Origin of the sequence: Streptomyces asoensis (assembly GCF_013085465.1) — a bacterium.
In the GTDB taxonomy this organism is placed as follows: Bacteria; Actinomycetota; Actinomycetes; order Streptomycetales; family Streptomycetaceae; genus Streptomyces; species Streptomyces cacaoi_A.
Window position 1 is genome coordinate 3811951 of record NZ_CP049838.1, and the last position, 19265, is coordinate 3831215.

General features: G+C 72.4%; 17 protein-coding genes and 1 pseudogene. 12 read left to right on the top strand and 6 right to left on the bottom strand.

The window, feature by feature from the left end; translation table 11 throughout:
- The first annotated feature begins 5 nt into the window (after positions 1–5).
- From G9272_RS17005 to G9272_RS17030, 6 genes are read left to right on the top strand one after another with little or no spacing between them, the layout of a single operon-like run.
- A complete protein-coding gene (locus G9272_RS17005; protein ID WP_171397370.1) occupies positions 6–1316 on the top strand; it encodes an O-antigen ligase family protein in 1311 nt (436 codons plus the stop codon).
- The gene (murJ, locus tag G9272_RS17010) at positions 1313–3058 is read left to right on the top strand and encodes a murein biosynthesis integral membrane protein MurJ (protein WP_171397371.1); all 1746 of its coding nucleotides are present in this window, start codon (positions 1313–1315) and stop codon (positions 3056–3058) included. Before G9272_RS17005 ends, murJ begins: the two co-directional genes overlap by 4 nt.
- Positions 3045–3785 (top strand): polysaccharide deacetylase family protein, encoded by a 741-nt coding sequence (locus tag G9272_RS17015; protein ID WP_171397372.1) that lies wholly within the window; start codon positions 3045–3047, stop codon positions 3783–3785. The genes murJ and G9272_RS17015 overlap by 14 nt, the downstream gene beginning before the upstream one ends.
- The gene (locus G9272_RS17020) at positions 3782–4945 is read left to right on the top strand and encodes a glycosyltransferase (RefSeq protein ID WP_171397373.1); all 1164 of its coding nucleotides are present in this window, start codon (positions 3782–3784) and stop codon (positions 4943–4945) included. The genes G9272_RS17015 and G9272_RS17020 overlap by 4 nt, the downstream gene beginning before the upstream one ends.
- Complete coding sequence (locus G9272_RS17025) at positions 4942–5589, top strand: lipopolysaccharide biosynthesis protein (RefSeq protein ID WP_171397374.1); 648 nt, start codon at positions 4942–4944, stop codon at positions 5587–5589. Before G9272_RS17020 ends, G9272_RS17025 begins: the two co-directional genes overlap by 4 nt.
- Positions 5586–6701 (top strand): GNAT family N-acetyltransferase, encoded by a 1116-nt coding sequence (locus tag G9272_RS17030; protein ID WP_171397375.1) that lies wholly within the window; start codon positions 5586–5588, stop codon positions 6699–6701. Before G9272_RS17025 ends, G9272_RS17030 begins: the two co-directional genes overlap by 4 nt.
- A 28-nt stretch (positions 6702–6729) precedes the next feature.
- Here the strand turns inward: G9272_RS17030 and G9272_RS17035 are convergent, their stop codons facing one another.
- Entirely contained in the window at positions 6730–8127 is a 1398-nt protein-coding gene (locus G9272_RS17035; RefSeq protein WP_171397376.1) for a glycoside hydrolase family 26 protein, read from the bottom strand.
- Positions 8128–8288: 161 nt separating this feature from the next.
- Between G9272_RS17035 and G9272_RS17040 the strand changes: the two genes are divergently transcribed.
- From G9272_RS17040 to G9272_RS45305, 3 genes are all read left to right on the top strand, one after another.
- Entirely contained in the window at positions 8289–9647 is a 1359-nt protein-coding gene (locus tag G9272_RS17040; RefSeq protein WP_171397377.1) for a carboxylate--amine ligase, read from the top strand.
- Positions 9647–10891: an FAD-dependent oxidoreductase gene (locus tag G9272_RS17045; protein WP_171397378.1), complete on the top strand. Its 1245-nt coding sequence runs from the start codon at positions 9647–9649 to the stop codon at positions 10889–10891. Before G9272_RS17040 ends, G9272_RS17045 begins: the two co-directional genes overlap by 1 nt.
- 615 nt (positions 10892–11506) lie before the next feature.
- Complete coding sequence (locus tag G9272_RS45305; RefSeq protein ID WP_253268294.1) at positions 11507–11878, top strand: hypothetical protein; 372 nt, start codon at positions 11507–11509, stop codon at positions 11876–11878.
- A gap of 36 nt (positions 11879–11914) precedes the next feature.
- Here G9272_RS45305 and G9272_RS45310 read toward each other — a convergent pair.
- From G9272_RS45310 to G9272_RS17060, 3 genes and pseudogenes are all read right to left on the bottom strand, one after another.
- A pseudogene (locus tag G9272_RS45310) lies at positions 11915–12118 on the bottom strand (chaplin); the annotation flags it as partial.
- Between the two features lie 130 nt (positions 12119–12248).
- Positions 12249–12476 (bottom strand): chaplin, encoded by a 228-nt coding sequence (locus G9272_RS17055; protein WP_062648335.1) that lies wholly within the window; start codon positions 12474–12476, stop codon positions 12249–12251.
- 298 nt (positions 12477–12774) lie between these two features.
- Entirely contained in the window at positions 12775–13185 is a 411-nt protein-coding gene (locus G9272_RS17060) for a rodlin (RefSeq protein ID WP_171397379.1), read from the bottom strand.
- Positions 13186–13415: 230 nt separating this feature from the next.
- On the opposite strand from G9272_RS17060, the gene G9272_RS17065 reads away from it, so the two are divergent.
- The 3 genes from G9272_RS17065 (at position 13416) to G9272_RS17075 (ending at position 15535) form a co-directional block, all read left to right on the top strand.
- A complete protein-coding gene (locus tag G9272_RS17065; protein ID WP_171397380.1) occupies positions 13416–13826 on the top strand; it encodes a rodlin in 411 nt (136 codons plus the stop codon).
- Between the two features lie 111 nt (positions 13827–13937).
- Complete coding sequence (locus G9272_RS17070; protein ID WP_253268207.1) at positions 13938–14999, top strand: LCP family protein; 1062 nt, start codon at positions 13938–13940, stop codon at positions 14997–14999.
- Positions 15000–15127: 128 nt separating this feature from the next.
- Positions 15128–15535 (top strand): rodlin, encoded by a 408-nt coding sequence (locus G9272_RS17075; protein WP_171397382.1) that lies wholly within the window; start codon positions 15128–15130, stop codon positions 15533–15535.
- A 62-nt stretch (positions 15536–15597) separates the two neighbouring features.
- Here the strand turns inward: G9272_RS17075 and G9272_RS17080 are convergent, their stop codons facing one another.
- On the bottom strand, positions 15598–17577 hold the full coding sequence (locus tag G9272_RS17080) for an AMP-dependent synthetase/ligase (RefSeq protein WP_171397383.1): 1980 nt from the start codon (positions 17575–17577) through the stop codon (positions 15598–15600).
- A 70-nt stretch (positions 17578–17647) separates the two neighbouring features.
- Positions 17648–19165, bottom strand: a complete 1518-nt coding sequence (locus G9272_RS17085) for a VWA domain-containing protein (RefSeq protein ID WP_171397384.1) — start codon at positions 19163–19165, stop codon at positions 17648–17650.
- Positions 19166–19265: the final 100 nt, after the last annotated feature.

A 19265-nucleotide genomic window follows, 5' to 3' on the forward strand; every position in this document is an offset into this window, starting at 1 on the left:
CGCCGATGACCCTCGCCCTGCCCCTGCCCCGCGCCCGGACGCTGTCACCGGTCCTGCCCGTGGTCGCCGTGGTCGCCCTGCTCTGCCTGCCGCTCGGCCCCGGCGGCGAGGGCGGCGCCGGACCGGCCGACGCGCTGTCCGCGCTGGTCGTGCTGTTCTGCGCGGTCCGGCTGCTGCGACAGCGGCGGCGCCCGCTGTCCCGTACGGCCGCCCTGGTCCTCGGACTGCCGGTGGTCGGGCTCGCACTCGCCGCGATGGGCGCGTCCTCGCCGGGGGCGGGACTCTCCGGTCTGGGCCGCTACCTCCAGATCTTCGTGCTCGTCCCGGCGGCCGTCGTCCTCCTCGTCCGCGACCGGACCGACTTCCGGGTGCTGGCCTGGTCGTTCGTCGGGCTCGCGGGGTGGCAGGGGGCGGTCGGCGTCCACCAGTTCGTCACCGGGACCGGCGCCTCCTACCAGGGCGAGAACATCCGGGCGGTCGGCACCTTCGGGCCGCAGGACGTGATGGGCATGGCGACCGTCGTGGCGTTCGGCCTGATCTGCGCCGTCGGGCTGGCGCTCGGCCGGACCCCGGTACGGCAGCGGGCGATCGCCGCCTGCTCGGCGCTCGCCCTGTTGGTGCCGCTCGCGCTCTCCTTCAGCCGGGGCGCGTGGATCGCGACCGTGCTGACCTGCGCGATCCAGCTGGCCCTCGCCGGGCCGCGGCGGGCGCTGAAGGTGGGTGCGGTGACGGCCGCGGCCGGGGTGGTCCTGGTGGGCGGCTTCGGGGTCGGCTCGGCGATGCTCCAGGAGCGCGTCAACAGCATCACGGAGGTCAGGGACGCGCCCGACCGGTCGGTCACCGACCGGTACACGATGTGGGCGGCCGCGGTCGGCATGTGGCGCGACCAGCCGTTGACCGGCGTCGGGTTGAAGGGCTTCCCCGAGCACCGCGACGGCCACGCCTCCCTCGCGCTGTCCTCCGGCAGCGACACCGACGGCGCGGGCTCCGGGTTCGTCAAGCAGCCGCTGCTCTCCCCGCACAACATGTACCTGCTGATCCTCAGCGAGCAGGGCCTGATCGGACTGCTCGCCCTCGCGGGCGGCTGGCTGGCGATGCTGGCGTGCGGGCTGCGCGGATGGTTCCGGGTCCGGCGCTCCGGACCGGGCCTCGACTGTGCGCTCGTCGCCTGCGGCCTGCTGATCTGGCAGCTCGTGGACTTCACGTACGCCGACATCGGCGGTCCGTCGACCGTGCTGACCGCCGTCGTCTTCGGGGCCGTGGCCTGGTGGGCGCTGGTCGGCGGCCGTGGCCGCGAGGAGGCGCTCGCCCGATGACGGTCACGCCTCCCCGGACGCCTCGCACGGACGGTCCCGCCTCCGTGCCGTCGGCGCGGTCCGCCGCCCGGTCCGGGGAGACGGCCGACGGGGCCGACGGGGCCGACGAAGCCGTCGCAGCGACCGCCGAGGCGGCGGCCGGCGAGAAGGGGGGCGGCGGGCAGGGCGGCGGCGAACTTCCCCCGGCCTCCCGTGGGTTCCTCGCCAAGGCCACGCTCGTCACCGCGGTCCTCTCGGTCGCCGGGGCCCTGCTCGGGCTGGTGCGGGACCAGGCGCTGGCCCGGCTGTTCGGGGCGGGCAGTGACACCGACGCCTTCCTCGTGGCGTGGACCGTGCCCGAGTTCGCGGCCACGCTGCTCATCGAGGACGGACTCGCGTTCGCCCTGATCCCGGCGTTCAGCATGGCGCTGGCCCGCCGCTCCCACGGCGCCCCCGGCGACCCGGTCCGCGCCCTGGTCGCCGGCACGCTGCCCCGCCTGTCGCTGGCCTTCGTCGCGATCGGCGCCCTGTTCATCGGCCTGGCACCGCAGTTGGTCGAGGTCCTCGCCCCGGGCCTGCCCGACCCCGCGCTCGCCGTCGACTGCACCCGGCTCACCGCCACCTGCGTGGTGAGCTTCGGGCTCGCCGGGTACTGTAGCGCCGCCCTGCGCGCGCACCGGCGGTACGGAGCGCCCGCGGCGATCTACGTCGCCTACAACGTCGGCATCATCACCGGGATGTTCGTGCTCGGGGGGCGCTGGGGGGTGCGCTCGGCGGCGGCCGGGGTCGCGGTCGGCGGGCTGCTGATGGTCCTCGTCCAGCTGCCCTCCCTGCTGGGGCAACTGAGGAAGCGCGGGGTGGCCGAGGAGGCCTCCGCGCAGGAGGAGGCCCGGCCCCTCGACACCCTGCTCCTCACGACCGTGCTCCTGTTCGCGCTGTGCCGGCAGTCCCAGGTCCTGATCGAGCGCTTCCTCGCCTCGCGGCTGCCGGCCGGGGCGATCTCGCACCTCAACTACGCGCAGAAGGTCGCGCAGATGCCGATGATCCTGTCGGTGATGGTGTGCACGGTCACCTTCCCGGTGGTCGCGCGGGCGCTGGCCGAGGGGGACACCGAGCGGGCCCGCACCCGGGTGGAGCGGGATCTGGCGCTGGCCGCGTGTGTCGTGCTGCTGGGCACGGCGGCCGTGCTGGCCTGCTCGCCGCAGATCATCGAAGTGCTCTTCCAGCGGGGCGCGTTCACCGCCAAGGACACGGCGGCGACGGCGGGCGTGATGCGGGTGTACGCGCTCGGGCTGCTCGGCCAGACCCTGGTGGGCGTGCTGGTCCGCTCGTACTTCTCGGCGGGCCGCGGCTCCTGGTACCCGGTCGCCGCGATGGCCTCCGGGATCGTCGTGACCTCCTGGATCGGCGCGCTGAGCGTCGGTTCCTGGGGCGTGTACGGGATCGCCGCCGCCAACGCGATCGGCATCACCGTCACCGCCCTCGTCCTGCTGGCCGGGATGGGTCCGCGCAGCGTTCCGGTCGAGGTCCGGGGCGTGCTGCGCGAACTGAGCCGGCCGGTGCGGGCGGCCCTGGTGGCCACCCTGGCGGGGTCCTTCGCCGCCGGTCGGTTCACCGACCCCCTGTCCGGACTGGCCGCCGGGGGGCTCACCGTGACCGTCGTCTTCCTGCTGCTCGGCTGTGCCCTGGGCTCCCAGGGCATCGCCTCCGCACTCCGTTCCGTACGTTCCGCGACCCGAAGGTTCTCCCATGTCCGCTCCTGACCACAGCAGACGCACTCCCGTCCCGTGGGTGGCGATGTACCACTCCGTGGGGGACTGCTCCGAGGATCCGTACCGCATCACCGTCACCCCCGAGCGGCTGGAGAAACAGCTGACGTGGCTGCGCCGACGCGGGCTGCGCGGCGTCTCCATGGCGAAACTGCTCGCCGCCCGCGCCCGGGGCGAGGGCCGCGACCTGGTCGGTCTCACCTTCGACGACGGTTACGCCGACTTCCTCACCGAAGCGCTTCCCGTGCTGCGCCGCCACCGCTGCACGGCCACCCTGTTCGTGCTGCCCGGCCGGCTCGGCGGCGACAACGCCTGGGACCCGCTGGGCCCGCGCAAGCCGCTGCTGACCGCCGACGGCATCCGCCGCGCGGCCCACGAGGGCGTCGAGATCGGCTCGCACGGTCTCACCCACGTCGACCTGACCAAGGCCGACGACCTCACCCTCAAGACGGAGACCGTCGAGAGCCGCGCGGCCCTCACCGCGTTGCTCGGCACCGAGGTCGACGGCTTCTGCTACCCGTACGGGACGATCGACCAGCGCGCCATGGACGCCGTACGCGAAGCCGGTTACAGCTACGCCTGCGCGATCGACCCCGGCTCGCTGAACGGGCTCCACGCCCTTCCCCGCCTGCACATCGGGCAGGACGACAACTTCGTCCGCATGCACCTGAAGTACCGGCTGCACCGGCTGCGCCGGCGGCCCGTCGAGGGGCTGCGGTGAAGGCACTGCACATCATCACGGGGCTCGGCGTCGGCGGTGCCGAGCAGCAACTGCGGTTGCTGCTGCGGCACCTGCCGGTCGAGTGCGAGGTGGTGACGCTGACGAACCCGGGGACGGTGGCCGACGGACTGGCCGCGGACGGGGTCCGGGTCGTCCACCTCGGCATGGCCGGCAACCGCGACCTGGCCGCGCTGCCCCGCCTGGTCCGGATCATCCGCTCCGGCGGCTACGACCTCGTCCACACCCATCTCTACCGGGCCTGCGTCTACGGCCGGCTGGCCGCGCGGCTCGCCGGGGTCCGCGCGGTCGTCGCCACCGAACACTCCCTGGGCGACTCGCAGATGGAGGGGCGGAAACTGACCTCCGGGGTCCGTGCGCTCTACCTCGCCAGCGAGCGGCTGGGCCGCACCACGGTCGCCGTCTCCCCCACGGTCGCCGACCGCCTGCGCGGCTGGGGGGTCCCCGACCCGCGGATCGAGGTCGTCCCCAACGGCATCGACCTGGCCCGCTTCCGCTTCGACCCGGACGCCCGCCGGCACACCCGGCGCCGCCTCGGCCTGCCCGACCACGCCTATGTCGTCGGCGGCGTCGGACGGCTCACGGCGGGCAAACGCTTCGACGTCCTCATCCACGCCCTCGCCCGGCTCCCCGCCGACCACTGGCTGTTGCTGGTCGGCGGCGGCCCCGAGGAGAACGTGCTGCGCCGCACCGCGCACGAGGCGGGGGTCGCCGACCGGGTCCTGTTCACCGGCGAACGCCCCTGTGTTCCCGACGGCACCCCCGGCCCCGACCTGCCGTCCCTCACCTCCGCCATGGACCTGTTCGTCTCCCCGTCCCCCGAGGAGACCTTCGGTCTGGCCGTCGTCGAGGCGCTGGCCAGCGGCCTGCCCGTGCTCTACGCCTCCTGCCCCGCGATCGAGCAGCTGCCCACCCGGGCGGCGGGCGCCCGCCGGGTGACCGGCGGAACCGAGGCGTTCGTCCGCGCGCTGACCGAGGCACGCGCGCAGACCCCCGGCCCGCGCACCGCCGCCGAAGCCGCCCGCCACTACGACATCACCCGCAGCGCCGCCCAGCTCATGGACGTGTACGCGGCCACCGTTTCCGGACCACCCCTGCTCTCCCCCGCCACCCCGACACCCCAGGGAGTCAGTTCCCCATGACCGAGAACCCCCGCCGCCCCGCCGCCCTGCGCCGCGCCAAGGCGCTCCCGCCCTGGTCCCTGCTCGCGGTCGGCGCCGTCGCCGGCGGACTGCTCGGCGGCACCTACGGCACCCTCAAGCCGCCCACGTACACGGCCACCGCCTATGTCGTCGCCGTCCCCACCGAGAAGTCCGACCCGGCGTCCGCGCTCGGCTTCGCGCAGGCCTACGGCCGGGTCGCCGCGCAGCTGGCGGTGCTCGGGGACGCGCAGGTGTGGGCCGGCGTGCCGGTGAAGACGCTCCAGCAGAGCGTGCAGACCGCGACCTCGCCGGACGCCCCGATGGTCTCGATCTCGGCGACCTCCTCGCGGGCCGACCTGGCCGCCGACATGGCCAACGCGGTCTCCCGCTCGCTGACCCAGCACGCCAAGAGCTCCCGGACCGCCACCAACGTCGAGCTCCAGCAGTTCGCCCGCGCGGTCCGGCCGACCAGCCCCTCCTCGGTGTCCCCGGCGGTGACGGGTCTGGTGGGAGCGAGCGCGGGCGGCCTGCTCGGCGGGCTGCTGCTGCTGGTGCGGCCGAGGCGGGGCCAAGAGGACGAGGCCGCGCGCCCCGCCGCCGTCCCCGGCCCGGCCCTCGCCGCCGACGCCCACGGAGCGCTGTGAAGCCGACGTTCACGACCGAACTCGTCACCGACGAGCGGGCCTTCGCCGCCCTCGCCCCCGCCTGGGGCCGGCTGTACCAGCGGTGCGCGAGTGCCACCCCGTTCCAGAGCCACGCCTGGCTCCACTCGTGGTGGCTGTCGTACGGCAGGCGCGGCCGGCTGCGTCTGCTGCTGGTCCGCGACGGCGGTGAACTCGTCGCCGCGGCCCCGCTGATGGCCGTACGCCGACCGCTGCCGGCGCTCGTGCCGCTCGGCGGGGCGATCTCCGACTACGGGGACGTCCTCGTCGACGACGAACAGGGCGAGCTTGCCGTCGCCGCGCTCACCGAGGGCCTCGCGGCGGCCGCCCGCACCGCGCTGATCGACTTCCGCGAGGTGCGGCCGGGCGGCGCGGTGGAGCAGGTCTACGAGCGCTGGCACGGCCCCCGGCGGCGGGTGAGCGACTCGGTGTGCCTGGAGCTGCCCGCCGTGCCCATGGACGAGCTGGTGGCCCGGCTGCCGTCGGCGAAGGCCCAGCGGGTGCGCGCCAAGCTGCGCAAACTGACCGCGCTGGGCGTCGAGCGTCAGGTCGTGTGCCCGGAAGAAGTCGACTCGGCGCTGCGCCGGCTGCTGGAGCTGCACCAGTTGCAGTGGCAGGGGCGGAAGGTGACGGGTGAGCACCTGCGGGCGCGGTTCTGCGAGCACCTGGTGCGGTCGGTCGGGCCGATGGTGCGCTCCGGGGACGCGGTGGTCACCGAGTTCCGGCTCGACGACGACGTGGTGGCCGTCGATCTGACGCTGCTGTCGCGGCGGCTGGCCGGGGGCTATCTCTACGGCGCCCATCCCCGGCTGCGCGAACGCAAGGCGGACGTGGCGGTGATGCTGCTCGACGCGTGCGCCGAGCACTCCCGCAGCGGGGGCCGCGCCGCGCTCAGCCTGCTGCGCGGCAACGAGCCCTACAAGCACCACTGGCGGCCCGAACCGGTCGTCAACCAGAGGCTGCTGCTGGCCCGTCGGCGCACCGCGCCGTTGCTGTCGGCGGTCGTGTGCGACGTGGCCGCGCGACGGCGGGGCAAGGAGTTGCTGCTCCGGCTGGAGCAGCGGAGGGAGCGTGACGGTGGCGGCAGGTCCTGACGCGGGCCTGCCGCCACCGCACCGCGGTTCACCGGTCGGCCGACCACCAGTCCAGTCGGAAGCACAGCTTGCCGCCGATCCAGTACTCGACCCAGTCGCCGAGGTTCAGCGGAGTGCAGTTCCCCGGGGGTTCGGCGGGGGGCTCGGTCGTGGGATCCGTCGAGGGCGCCGGACTCGTCGGTGCGGTGCTCGGCTCGTCGGTGCGGCCGGACAGCAGCGAGCGATAGACGGAGGACGACTGCGGGTTCTGCCCGCACAGCCACACGCCGTGCGGGCAGTAGTCGGTCACCGTGTTGTACACCGGTTTGTGCTCGTCCATCCAGGCGAGCATGCGCCTCATGTATTCGGCGTTGTCACCGTTGCGGAAGAGTCCCCATTCGGGATAGGAAATGGGCTTGCCATGGCTTTTGGCGAAGTCCACGTGCGCCTGGAGCCCGTAGGGTTCTTTCACCTGCTCGTCGAAGGACAGGCCGGACGGCTGGTCGTAGGAATCCATTCCGAGAATGTCGACCGTGTCGTCCCCCGGATAGCACTCGGTCCACGGAACGGCGTCCTTGCCGCGGGTCGGCGTGAAGTCGAACCTGAATTTCTGGCCCGGCACCGAGCGCATGGTGGAGACGATCCTGTTCCAGTACTTCTTCCAGGCCTCCGGGTCCGGCCCACACCGATGGGTGTACGTGATGCCGTTCATCTCCCAGCCGAGCACGATCACCGTGTCCGGCACCTTCAGCGCGACCAGCCGCTCGGCGAGAGCCCTGAAGTGGTGATCGAACTCCCCGGCCGCACCCTGCCGCAACAGCCCGCGCACCTCCTCGTCGGACACCCCCTCCTCGTTGCGCTCCATCATGGGCACGTTGAGGACGAGCATGCGGTCGTCCTTCTCCAGCCTCCAGTCCGCCCACACGTCGAGGAAGCCGGGCGGGCCCTCGATGTTGTGCCACCGGTCGCCCGGCAGGTAGGTGTGGCCGACGCGCAGCTCCGCGCCGTCCAGCCACTCGCTGAGCTGGGCGATCCGGGCCACGCCCAGGGCGCCGTAGTCGAGGTAGGCGCCGAAGGCGGGGGCGCCCTTCACGGACGGGTCGGACGGGACGGACGGGACGGACGGGGTGGACGGCGTGGCGGTCTCCGCCGGCGTCACCGGCGCCTCGGAGGCCACTGGTACCTCGGGGGTCACCGGGACCTCGGGGGTCACCGGTGCCGCCGGTGTCGCGCTCGGGGCGGGTACGACCGGGTCGGGCTCAGCGGGTGCGGGGAGGGTCACGGCGGCCGTCGGGACGGTCGGGGTGGGAGCGGGAGGATCGGCGACCCGCACCACCCCCGCACCCGCGGCGAATCCAGGTCCGGACGCCAGGGCGGCCGACGCCGCGACCGCTGCCGCGACGAAGGCCAGCCGTCGGGACCGTGCGCGTCGCTGCTGTGGGGCCATGCCTGCTCCTTTCTCCACTCTCACGTAACGCGCAAGGATCGCGCCTTACTGACACTCAGTCATATGAAAGTCACACGAAAAGGAATTACGCCACCGCCGTTACGGCTTTCGAGTGCCTCGATCGCCCATACCGGTGAACTGAACCGAAGGACCCGGAAAAAATGCCCGAGTCGCTGCTCGACACCCGCGTCCCCGCCGTTCTGCTGCGGATCGACCGGAATCCCTTTCACCACGGAACGCTGGGTGCCGTGCGCTCTCTCGGCAGAGCCGGAATCGACGTGCACGTGGTCGCCGACTCCACGGGAAGCCCCGTACGCAAGTCCCGTTTCGTACGCCAGTTGCATCCCCCGCCGCCGCCCGGAGCCACCCTCGCCGACATCGCGGCCACCCTGCTGCGGGTCGCCGCCCGCGTCGAGCGGCCCGCCGTGCTGATCCCGATGGACGACGCCGGCGCGGTCGCGGTGAGCCGTCTGCGCGAGGAGCTGGCGCCCGCCTACCTGCTGCCGCAACAACCCGGCTCGGTGCCCGAACGGGTCGCCGACAAGGCGGAACTGACCAGGCTGTGCGCCGCGGCGGACGTGCCGCACCCGCTCACCGTGATCCCGGACAGCGCGGCGCAGGCCGCCTCCGCCGCCTGGCGGCTCGGTCTGCCGGTGGTGGCGAAGTGGAGCCGGCCCTGGCTGCTGCCCGCCGATTCGGGGCTGCGCAGCACGGTCGTGGTGCGCTCCACCCAGGAGGCGCGCGACCTGTACCTGCGCACCCCCGAGGCCGGCAGCCAACTGCTGCTCCAGGCCTTCCTGCCGCCGGGCCAGGACCGCGACTGGTTCTTCCACGGGTACGCCGACCGCTCCGGCGCGGTCGGCGGCGGTGGCCCGGGCCGCAAGCTGTGCGCCTGGCCACGCGGCGCGGGGCTCACGGCGGTGGGCGAGTGGACCGAGAACCCGCAGGTGCGGACACTGGCCCAGCGGCTCACCGACGAACTCGGCTACCGGGGCATCTTCGACCTCGACTTCCGCCGCTGCGGCGCGACGGGCGACTACCACCTGCTCGACTTCAACCCGCGCCCCGGCGCCCAGTTCCGGCTCTTCGCCGACGGCGCCGGACTAGACGTCGTCCGCGCCCAGCACCTCGATCTGACACACCGCCCGCTGCCGGCCGGGGTGCCGCTGCCGGGCCGGGCGTTCGTGGTGGAGAACTACGCGCCGCTGGCCGCGCTGCGACCGGCGCGCCGCGGCCGTGAGCTGGCCTGGCACGCGGGCGACGACACCGCTCCCGGCCGGGCCATGTGGGGCCTGTGGGGCGCCCATGTCGCCCGTCGGTTGCTCGACCGGCTGCGCCGGGCCGGTGCCTCGGGCGCGGCCGGGGTCCGACCCCGCGTGGTCCGCCAGGCGACGCCGCCCATGCCGTCCCTGACGGACCTGACCGAACCGCCGCCGAGCACACCGGCCCCGAGCACGCCGGTCCCGACCGCACCTGCCCCGGCCGCACCCACCGACGACGAGAAAGCGAGCAGCTGCTGATGGACGACCTGCTGGTGGTGGGCGCGGGCCCGTACGGCCTGTCCATCGCCGCGCACGCCGCGGCCGCCGGGCTGAAGCTGCGCGTCTTCGGCCGGCCGATGGCCTCCTGGCGCGACAACATGCCGGGCGGGATGTTCCTGAAGTCCGAGCCGTGGGCCTCCAACCTCTCCGACCCCGCGGCCCGCTGGCGGCTCGACACGTACTGCGCGACCCAGGGCGTGACGGCCCGGCACGGGGAGCCGATCCCGGTGGAGATGTTCGCGCAGTACGGGCTGTGGTTCGCCCACAACGCCGTCCCCGAGGTCGACGAGCGCACGGTGACCCGGATCGTGCCCCGGCCGGGCGGCTTCGAGGCGGTCACCGCGGACGGCGAGACCGTGCGGGCTCGGACGGTCGCCCTCGCCGTGGGCGTCATGCCGTTCGTCGAGATCCCGGCCGCCCTGCGCGGGCTCTCCCCCGACCTGGTCTCGCACAGCAGCCACCACGGTGACCTCGACCGCTTCCGCGACCGGGACGTCACGGTGATCGGCGGTGGCCAGGCGGCCCTGGAGACGGCCGCGCTGCTCGCCGAACAGGGCTCCCGGGTAAGGGTGTTGGCCCGGGCCGACCGGCTGCGCTGGAACGATGTGCCGCCGCCCTGGGAGCGTCCGTGGTGGCAGTCCGTCCGTTCCCCGCAGAGCGGGCTCGGCTGCGGCTGGCGCAACTGGTTCTACGCCGAACGCCCCGGCTTCTACCGCCGGCTCCCGGAACCGACCCGGGCGCGCATCGCGGCGACGGCGCTCGGGCCGGCCGGCGCCTGGTGGGTACGGGACCGGGTCGAGGGCTCCGTGCGGGTACGTCTCGACCACGAGGTGACGGCGGCGCGAGCGGTCCCGGGCGGGGTACGGCTGGAGCTGGCCGGAGCGGAATCCTTCGAGACCGAGCACGTGATCGCGGCCACCGGCTTCAAGGCGACCCGTGACCGGCTCGGACTGCTCTCCGGTGAACTGCGCGGGGCACTGGCCACGGTGTCCGACGGTTCCCCCGAGGTGAACCGGGACTTCGAGTCGTCCCACCCCGGCCTGTTCCTGGCCGGTCTGGTGACGGCGGCCGGCTTCGGCCCTGCGATGCGCTTCGTGTACGGCGCGACCTTCACTGCGGGGACCCTCGTCCGGGGTGTGCGGCGCCGACTGCACACGGGTGTGCCGAGCGGGGCGATCCCGGCACCGGGTCGACACGGGGCGGCGGAGGCCGTACGGCGTTGAGCCGGGTGGGGCGTGGGTGCCGGGCGCGAGAGCGTCCGGCACCCGGTGCGTTCACCGACGGGACGCGGCTCGGCCTCGCCGGTACAGGACGGCGCCGCCCGCGATGAGCGCCGCGCTGATCCCGGAAGCGGCCAGCAGACCGGCACGATCACTGCCGGTGTGCGACAGCTGCGGCGGCGAGCTGTGCTCACCACCACCCTCCGGAGGCGCGGTGTACCCCCCATGCGGAGGCTGACCGCCGCCACCACTGTGCGGGGGCGGGGTCGAGTGCCCGCCGTGCGGCGGCGGGGTGGAGTGCCCGCCGTGGGGAGGCGGAGTGGAGTGCCCACCGTGCGGGGGTGGGGTGGAGTGCCCACCGTGCGGGGGTGGGGTGGAGTGCCCACCGTGCGGGGGTGGGGTGGAGTGCCCACCGTGCGGGGGTGGGGTGGAGTGCCCACCGTGGGGAGGCGGAGTCGAGTGACCGCCGTGCGGAGGCGGAGTGCTGCCACCACCGTAGGGAGGCGGAGTCGAGTGGCCCCCACCAGGCGGAGTGCTGCCGCCGCCGTGCGTAGGCGGAGTCGAGTGACCCCCACCAGGCGGCCTCGTGTGGTGGCCCCCTCCGGGAGGCGGGGTCGTGTGACCGCCACCGCCGCAGGTGTCGCCGTAGCCCCCGCAGTCGTCCCCGGGACCGTGGTCCTCGTGTCCGGAGTCGCCGTAGCCGGAGCCGCCGTAGCCGGAAGCCTCGTCGAGGGAGTCGCCGTAACCGGAATCCTCGCATCCGGAAGCCTCGTCGAGGGAATCGCCGTAACCGGAGCCGCCGTGACCAGAATCCCCGTCCAGGGAATCGCCGTAACCGGAGCCGCCGTGACCAGAATCCCCGTCCAGGGAATCGCCGTAACCGGAGTCTCCGTGACCAGAATCCCCGCATCCGGAAGCCTCGTCGAGGGAATCGCCGTAGCCGGAATCGCTGTGGTGGGAGTTGTCGTCGCCGTACGGTGCGCCGTTTGAGCCATACCCGTGCGCGTCCGAGAGGTTGGCACAGGCGTTGCCGAACGCCGGGTTGAGCGCGGCGACGACGTCGATCGAGTTGCCGCAGGCGTTCACCGGGACGTGCAGCGGGGCCTGGACGGTGTTGCCCGACAGGACCCCGGGCGAACCCTTGGCGGCTCCTTCGGCTGTTGAGTCGGCGAGGGCGTTGCCGCCCGCGCACAGGGACAGAATGCCCGTCGCGGCGGCGGCCGCGACCATTCCCCTGCTCAGGGTCTGTCGCAATCTCGTTGTCTTCCTGCTTGTAGAAGTGGGAAAAGCCGGCCCTGGACCACAGGAATGTCGTCCAAAGCCGGCCTCGATCCAGCGGTACGGCTGGCGTGTCGCGTTGTCAGTCGTTGATGCAGACGTTGCCGCCGGCCGGGTTCAGCGCGGCGATGATGTTGATCGAGTTGCCGCACACGTTGATCGGGATGTGGATCGGAACCTGGACGACGTTGCCCGACAGGACACCCGGGGAGCCGATGGCCGCACCGTTGGCACCTGCGTCGGCGAAGGCGGGGGCGGCCCCGCCGAGGGCCAGGATCAGACCCGCGACAACAGCAGCGCTCTTCTTCATGAGTTTCCCTTCTCTGCGGTCATGCCCAGATGACGGTCGAAACCGAGCGAGCGCAACTGGAACGGCTCGCACCATGACCCGCAAGCTGCAAACGAGAGATAGACAGCCAAGAAACTAACGAACGCGCGTCGCCCGACAATTCACTCGAACGCCTTCGGGTAATTAACACGAACGGCCCACTGGAGAGGAAACGATTCGCCTGAACCACGAGAAAATGACAGAACGTCAGTGTGAAATGCTGTGGCCGGACGGCCCGCCGGGAACAGAACGGGCCGCCCGGCGGGCAGTGCCGGGGACGTCAGTGGTTGGCCACGCCGTTGCCCGAGAGGGCGGAGATGTCGTCCAGGATGTGCGACAGCGGCTCGTCGCCCTTGGCCTGGGTGCTGTTCTCGGCGCACTGCTGGTTCTGCGGGGCCGACAGGATCGGGACGTCCTGGACGCCGATGTTGACCGCGCCGACGAGCGACTGGACGTCACCCTTGACCGGCAGACCGATGCAGAGCTTGTTGACGGAGCTCTGGACCAGGGTGGCCTGGGGGCTCAAGTCGCCCTTGGTCACCGAGTTCCCGAACGCCTCGTGCGCGCCGTTGCCACTGGCGGAGGTGGTGCCGGCATCGTCCCCGATGGCAAGCGCCTGGGGGGCGACCGCCGCGGACATACCGACGACGGAAGCGGCGACCGCCGCCGCGGCCATTGCCTTCTTGAGCATTTCGCTATTCCTTTCCCTGCCCTGACTCCGGGCCAGGACCATGTGCCTGCCCCCGAACCAACCGGATGCTCCGGGTTTGGTTGCGGCCCTTCACCCGATCGGTTTTTCCGACCCGACGACCGGATTTCCCTCCAATAGGCCATCGGAGTGAAGCGGGGCAACCAAACGGGACATGGGGGCGTTAATCAGAACGCTCCGGTGGACGGGGTTTCTCACGAAGGGACTTACAAGTGATCAAGAAGGTTCTGGCCACCGCCGCGGTCGCCGCCTCCGTCGCCGGCGTCTCTGCCGCCGCAGCTGCCCCGGCGCTCGCCATCGGCAACGACAGCGGCACCACGTCCGCCAGCGGCAACGGCGCGAGCCAGTCGTTCGGCAACTCGGCCACCTTCGGCAACATGAGCCCCCAGATGGCGCTCATCCAGGGATCCTTCAACAAGCCCTGCATCGGTCTGCCGGCGAAGCTCAACCTCCAGTCGCTCGTCGGCGCGGCCAACATCGGCGTCCAGGACATTCCGATCCTGTCGGCCCCGCAGAACCAGCAGTGTGTCGAGAACAGCACCCAGGCCAAGGGCGACGAGCCGCTCTCGCACATCCTGGACGACATCTCGGTCCTGGCGGGCAACGGCGCCGCCAACCACTGAGTCCGACGTGGTGAACGGGTTCTTTTCCTGAGCCCCGGGGTGGTTTCTCCGCTCCGGCAGCGGGCCGCCGATTCATCGGCGGCCCGCTGTTCTAGCGTGCGGCGCGTGACGATGAAGAGAAACCTTTTGCCACGCCGCCTGGCGATTCCCGGAATCGTCCTGGCCGCCACGGGCGCGTTGCTCGGCAGTTCCGCACTCCCCTCGCTGCCCGGACTCCCCGGACTCCCCGGACTCGCCGACCGGGAACCCGCCCCGCGCGGGCTGAACGTCCTGCTGATGGGCACCGACGAACGGAACACCCTCACCGCCGCCCAGAAGAAGAAGTTCCACGCCGGCGGCCGGCCCTGTGGCTGCTCGGACGTGCTGATGCTCGTACACGTCTCGGCCCGCGGGGACCGCGTCAGCGTGATCGGCATGCCCCGTGACTCCTACGCGGAGATCCCGCCGTACCGGGCCAAGCCCGGCGGCAAGGAACGCCCGCCGCATCCGGCGAAGCTCAACGCGGCCTACCAGGAGGGCGGACCGGAACTCATGATCCGGACCGTGGAGTCGATGACCGAGGTGGACATCGACCGGTTCCTCCAGGTGGACTTCCGGCGCTTCATGAACAGCGTGGACAAGGTCGGCGGCGTCGAGGTGTGCACACCGCGGCGGCTGAAGGACGCCGCGACCAGGCTCGATCTCAAGCCCGGCAAACACCGGCTCGGTGGCGGACAGGCGTTGCAGTACGTCCGCTCACGACATGTCGACGGCAGCGCCGACCTCGGCCGGATCCAGCGTCAGCAGCGCTTCCTCGTCCAGGCGTGGCGGGAGCTGAAGGAACGGAAGCTGCTCACCCACCCGAAGCGGATGACGGACCTGATGGAGATGTTGCTCGGGTCCGGGCGGCAGGGCTTCTCGCCCGGCGAGCTCGTGGAACTGGCGGCCACGCTGCACCGGCTGCCGGACTCGGCGACGGAGTTCACGACCGTGCCGATCGCGGGGTTCGCCCCGGCCAAACTGGGCATCGGCGCGGCGCTGGCCTGGGACCGGAAGGAGACGGACGCGCTCTTCGCGAAGGTGCGCGACGACCGGCCGCTGGTCGAGCGGGGCGCGCAGCCGAAGCCGAAGGACCCGCCGGACATCCTCGGCAAGACGGTGCCGGTGCGTGGGAGCGCGTACGCCTGCCACTGAGGGGCGCACGGTTGTCGTGCGCGGTGCGCTACGCCGATCGGGGCAATGGGCGCAACCCGGGGCGGGCGCAGGCCGTTGATGATCACGCAGCTCCTCCCCCGGAGTCCGCCTTTTCGAAGGGAACGAACATGAAGAAGCTGTGGGCATCCGCGGCCCTCGCCGCCTCGGTCGCCGCTCTCGCGGCCGTGAGCGCCCCGCAGGCCCTGGCCATCGGTGACGACAGCGGCACCACGTCCGCCAGCGGCAACGGCGCCTCGTCGGAGTTCGGCAACTCGGCCACCTTCGGCGACCAGAGCCCGCAGCTCTCGCTGGTCCAGGGTTCGCTGAACAAGCCCTGCATCGGTCTGCCGGCGAAGCTCAACCTCCAGTCGCTCGTCGGCGCGGCCAACATCGGCGTCCAGGACGTCCCGATCCTGTCGGCCCCGCAGAACCAGCAGTGTGTCGAGAACAGCACCCAGGCCAAGGGCGACGAGCCGCTCTCGCACATCCTGGACGACATCTCGGTCCTGGCGGGCAACGGCGCGGCCAACGGCTGAGCCGCAACCTGACGTACCGCGACGGCGGGTCACCGGTCTCCGGTGGCCCGCCGTTTCGTGTGTCACTTGCGGTACAGGTCCTCGATCTGCTCGGCGTATCTGGCCGTCACCGCGTGCCGTTTGACCTTCAGGGACGGGGTGAGCAGTCCGTTCGCCTCGTTGAACTCGCCCTCGACCAGGGTGAAGGCGCGGATCGACTCGGCCCGGGAGACGGCCTCGTTGGCGTAGTCGACGGCCTTCTGGACGTCCGCGCGCAGGCGGAAGTCGCGCAGCACCTCGGTGAGCGGGGTGTCGGCGGGGAGCCCGCGTACGGTCAGCCAGTGGGCGACCGCGTCGGGGTCGAGGGTGACGAGGGCGGCGACGAAGGGGCGGTTGTCGCCGACGACCAGGCACTGGCCGACCGGGGTGCGGCTGCGCAGCCGGTCCTCCAGGACGGCCGGGGAGACGTTCTTCCCACCGGAGGTGACCAGGATGTCCTTCTTGCGGCCGGTGATGGTGAGGTAGCCGTCGTCGTCGAGGGAGCCGAGGTCGCCGGTGGCGAACCAGCCGTCGGTGCGGACCTCGGCGGTGGCCGCCGGGTTGTTCCAGTAGGAGTCGAAGACCACCCCGCCCTCGATGAGGATCTCGCCGTCGTCGGCGATCCGGACGGCCGTGCCGGGGACGGGCTGACCGACGGTGCCGGGCCGGGGTTTCAGGGGCGGGACGAGGGTGGCGGCGCCGGTGGTCTCGGTCAGTCCGTAGCCCTCGTAGACGATGATGCCGGCCGCGTAGAAGAAGAGGCTGAGGGTGCGGTCGAGGGGGGAGCCGCCGCTGATGGCGTAGCGCATGCGGCCGCCGAGCTCCTTGCGGATGCGGCGGTAGACCAGCAGGTCGTAGAGGGCCCAGGCGGCGTAGAGGCCGGGCCCGGGGCCCTTGGGCTTCCGCTTGCCCCTGCCTCCGTCCCTGTCTCCGTCTGCGTCCCCGCTTTCGTCTTCGCCTTCGTTCAGGAACTTGTCGAGGTATGCCTGCGCGAAGCGGACGGCGATGCGTTCGGCGCGGTCGAAGGAGGCGCCGCGGCCGATCTTCTCGGCGGTGGCGCGGCCGGTGTCGTGGATGCGCTCGAAGAGGTACGGGACGCCGACCAGGAAGGTGGGGCGGAACTCCTTGAGGGCGGGGCGGAGTTCGTCGGGTTTGACGCTGGGGAAGTGGCCGGTCTCGATGCGGGCCATCAGACAGGCGATCTGGAGGGTGCGGCCCATGATGTGGGCGAGCGGGAGGAAGAGGAGGGTGGAGGCGGTCTGGCCGGTGACCTCCTTGAAGATCGGGTGGAGCAGTTCGAGGGTGTTGGCGGCCTCGGCGTGCAGGTTCGCGTGGGTGAGGACGCAGCCCTTGGGGCGGCCGGTGGTGCCGGAGGTGTAGCAGAGGGTGGCGGTGGTGTCGGGGGTGAGGGCGGCCCGGCGCTTGGTCACCTCCTCGTCGGGGAGGTCGCGGCCGAGGGCGTTCAGTTCGGCGACCGCGCCCGCGTCGAGTTCGAGGATGCGCGGGGGCAGCGGGTGGTGTGCCGTGCCGGTCGTCGCCGTACGGGCGTTGTCGGCGTTCTCGACGACGATCAGGCCGGCGCCCGAGTCCCGGACGATCCAGTCGACCTGTTCGGCCGACGAGGTGGCGTAGATCGGGACGGTCTGGCCGCCGGCCGCCCAGATCGCGAAGTCCAGGAGGGTCCACTCGTAGCGGGTGCGGGACATCACGGCGACCCGGCCGCCCGGTGCGAGGCCGTGCGCGATCAGGCCCTTGGCCGTCGCGGTGACCTCGGCGGCGAAAGCCGCGGCGGTGACCGGGTGCCAGCCGTCGGGCCTCCGGCGGCGCAGCACCACCGCCTCGGGGGCCTCGGCCGCGTTGGTGAAGGGGAGGTCGGCGGTGCTGCCCGTGGTGGGCGGCGCCACCAGGGGCGCGGTGCGGGCCTCCCTTACGGTGCCGGTGTCGTCCCTGAGCAGGTCGACCCGGGTGCGGGAGGCCAGGTCGGTGCGTTGCCTCGCCCGCTTCAGATCTTTGCGTACGCCCATGACGGCTCCCCGGTCGCGGTGCGGCTGGCTTGTGCCGGGGGGCCAACTTACTCACGCGTAACGTTCTGCACTAGAGGTCGAGACGGCTTGCGTCGTCGATTGCGTCGGCCAGGCCGCGGACCTCCTTGTCCTCGGTCTTGTTCGCCAACGCCTCGGCGGTTTCCCGGAGTTCGCTCAGGCTGGGGGCGTCCGGCAGTGAGGTCTCCGGGCGGCGCAGGGCATCGGCGAAGTAGGCGGCCGTCGTCGTGACCTGGAAGCGGGCGGGTGCGTCGGTGAGCCGGTCGTGCAGGGCGCCGGTCTCCAGTCGGCCGGAGGTCTCGTGCGGGGTGCGGGTGTCGGGGTCGAGCCAGCGGACGGTGGCCGTGGCGAGGTGGCCGTCGGCGCCGGGCTCGGTGCGGACGGCGTAGAGGGCGGTGACGGTGTGGCCGGGGCCGACCTCGCCGCCGTCGACGCGGTCGTCACGGAAGTCGTCGTCGGCGACCCGGCGGTCGTCGTAGCCGACGAGACGGAACTCGGCGACGGTCTCGGGGTCGAAGGCGACCTGGGCCTTGGCGTCGCGGGCGGTGAGGTCGATGTTCTGCGGGAGGTCGGTGGAGAAGACCTTGCGGGCTTCGTCCTCGGTCGAGACGTAGGTGGTGTGGCCGTCGCCCTTGTCGGCGAGGCGCTCCATCAGGGCGTCGCCGTAGTCGCTGCCGACGCCGACACCGAAGAGGGTGATGCCGTGGTCGCGGCGGGCGGTGGAGATGCGGTCCAGGATGGAGTCCGCGTCCGTGTCCCCGGTGTTGGCGAGGGCGTCGGAGACCAGGACGACCCGGTTCGTGGCGCCCTCGCGCAGGCCCTCGACGGCGGTGGCGTAGCCGGTCTCGACGCCGGCGCCGAGGTTGGTGGAGTCGGTGGGTTCCAGGCCGCTGATGGCCTTGTGGACGCGGCCGCGGTGGTCGCCGAGGCGGGTCATCGGCAGTACGGTCTCGGCCTCGCCGCTGAAGGTGACGAGGGCGACGGAGTCGTCGTCGCGGAGGCGGTCGGTCATCGTGCCGAGGGAGGACTTGGCCAGGTCCAGGCGGCCGGGTTCGCCCATCGAGCCGGAGACGTCGATGACGAAGGTGAGGGCGGCGGGCGGGCGTTCGCCCTGCTGCTCGGCGGTGCGGGTGGCGAGGCCCACGCGGACCAGGGACCAGTCGTCGTCGCCGGTGCGGGCGCCGTCGACGGTGACCGAGAAGCCGTTGCCGTCGGGGCGTTCGTAGTCCTGGCGGAAGCTGTTGACGAACTCCTCGGGGCGGATCGTCGAGGGGTCCGGGCGCTGTCCCTCGGTGAGGGTGCGGCGGGCGTAGCCGTACGACGCGGTGTCGACGTCGAGGGCGAAGGTGGAGAGGTGGTCGGGGGCGGCCTTCCTGCCGTCCTCGTCCGCCTCCTTGTCCGTGTCCCCGCGGGGTGCGCTCGGCGCGGGGAAGGCCTCGCTGCCGCGGGCCGCTCCGTCCGAAGCCCTGTCGGTGTCCGAGCCGTCCGCGCCGCAGCCGGTGAGCAGCAGTGCGGTGGCCGCCGCGGTGGCGAACAGTCGTGGTATCCGGTGTGTCCGGTGTGTCTTCATGTGCCGTGCCCCCTGTGTCCGTCGACGTCTGTGACTGTGACGGGACAGGGGGCCGGAACGTGCGACACGGGGTGTTGCGGATCCGTCTCGAACCGGGCAC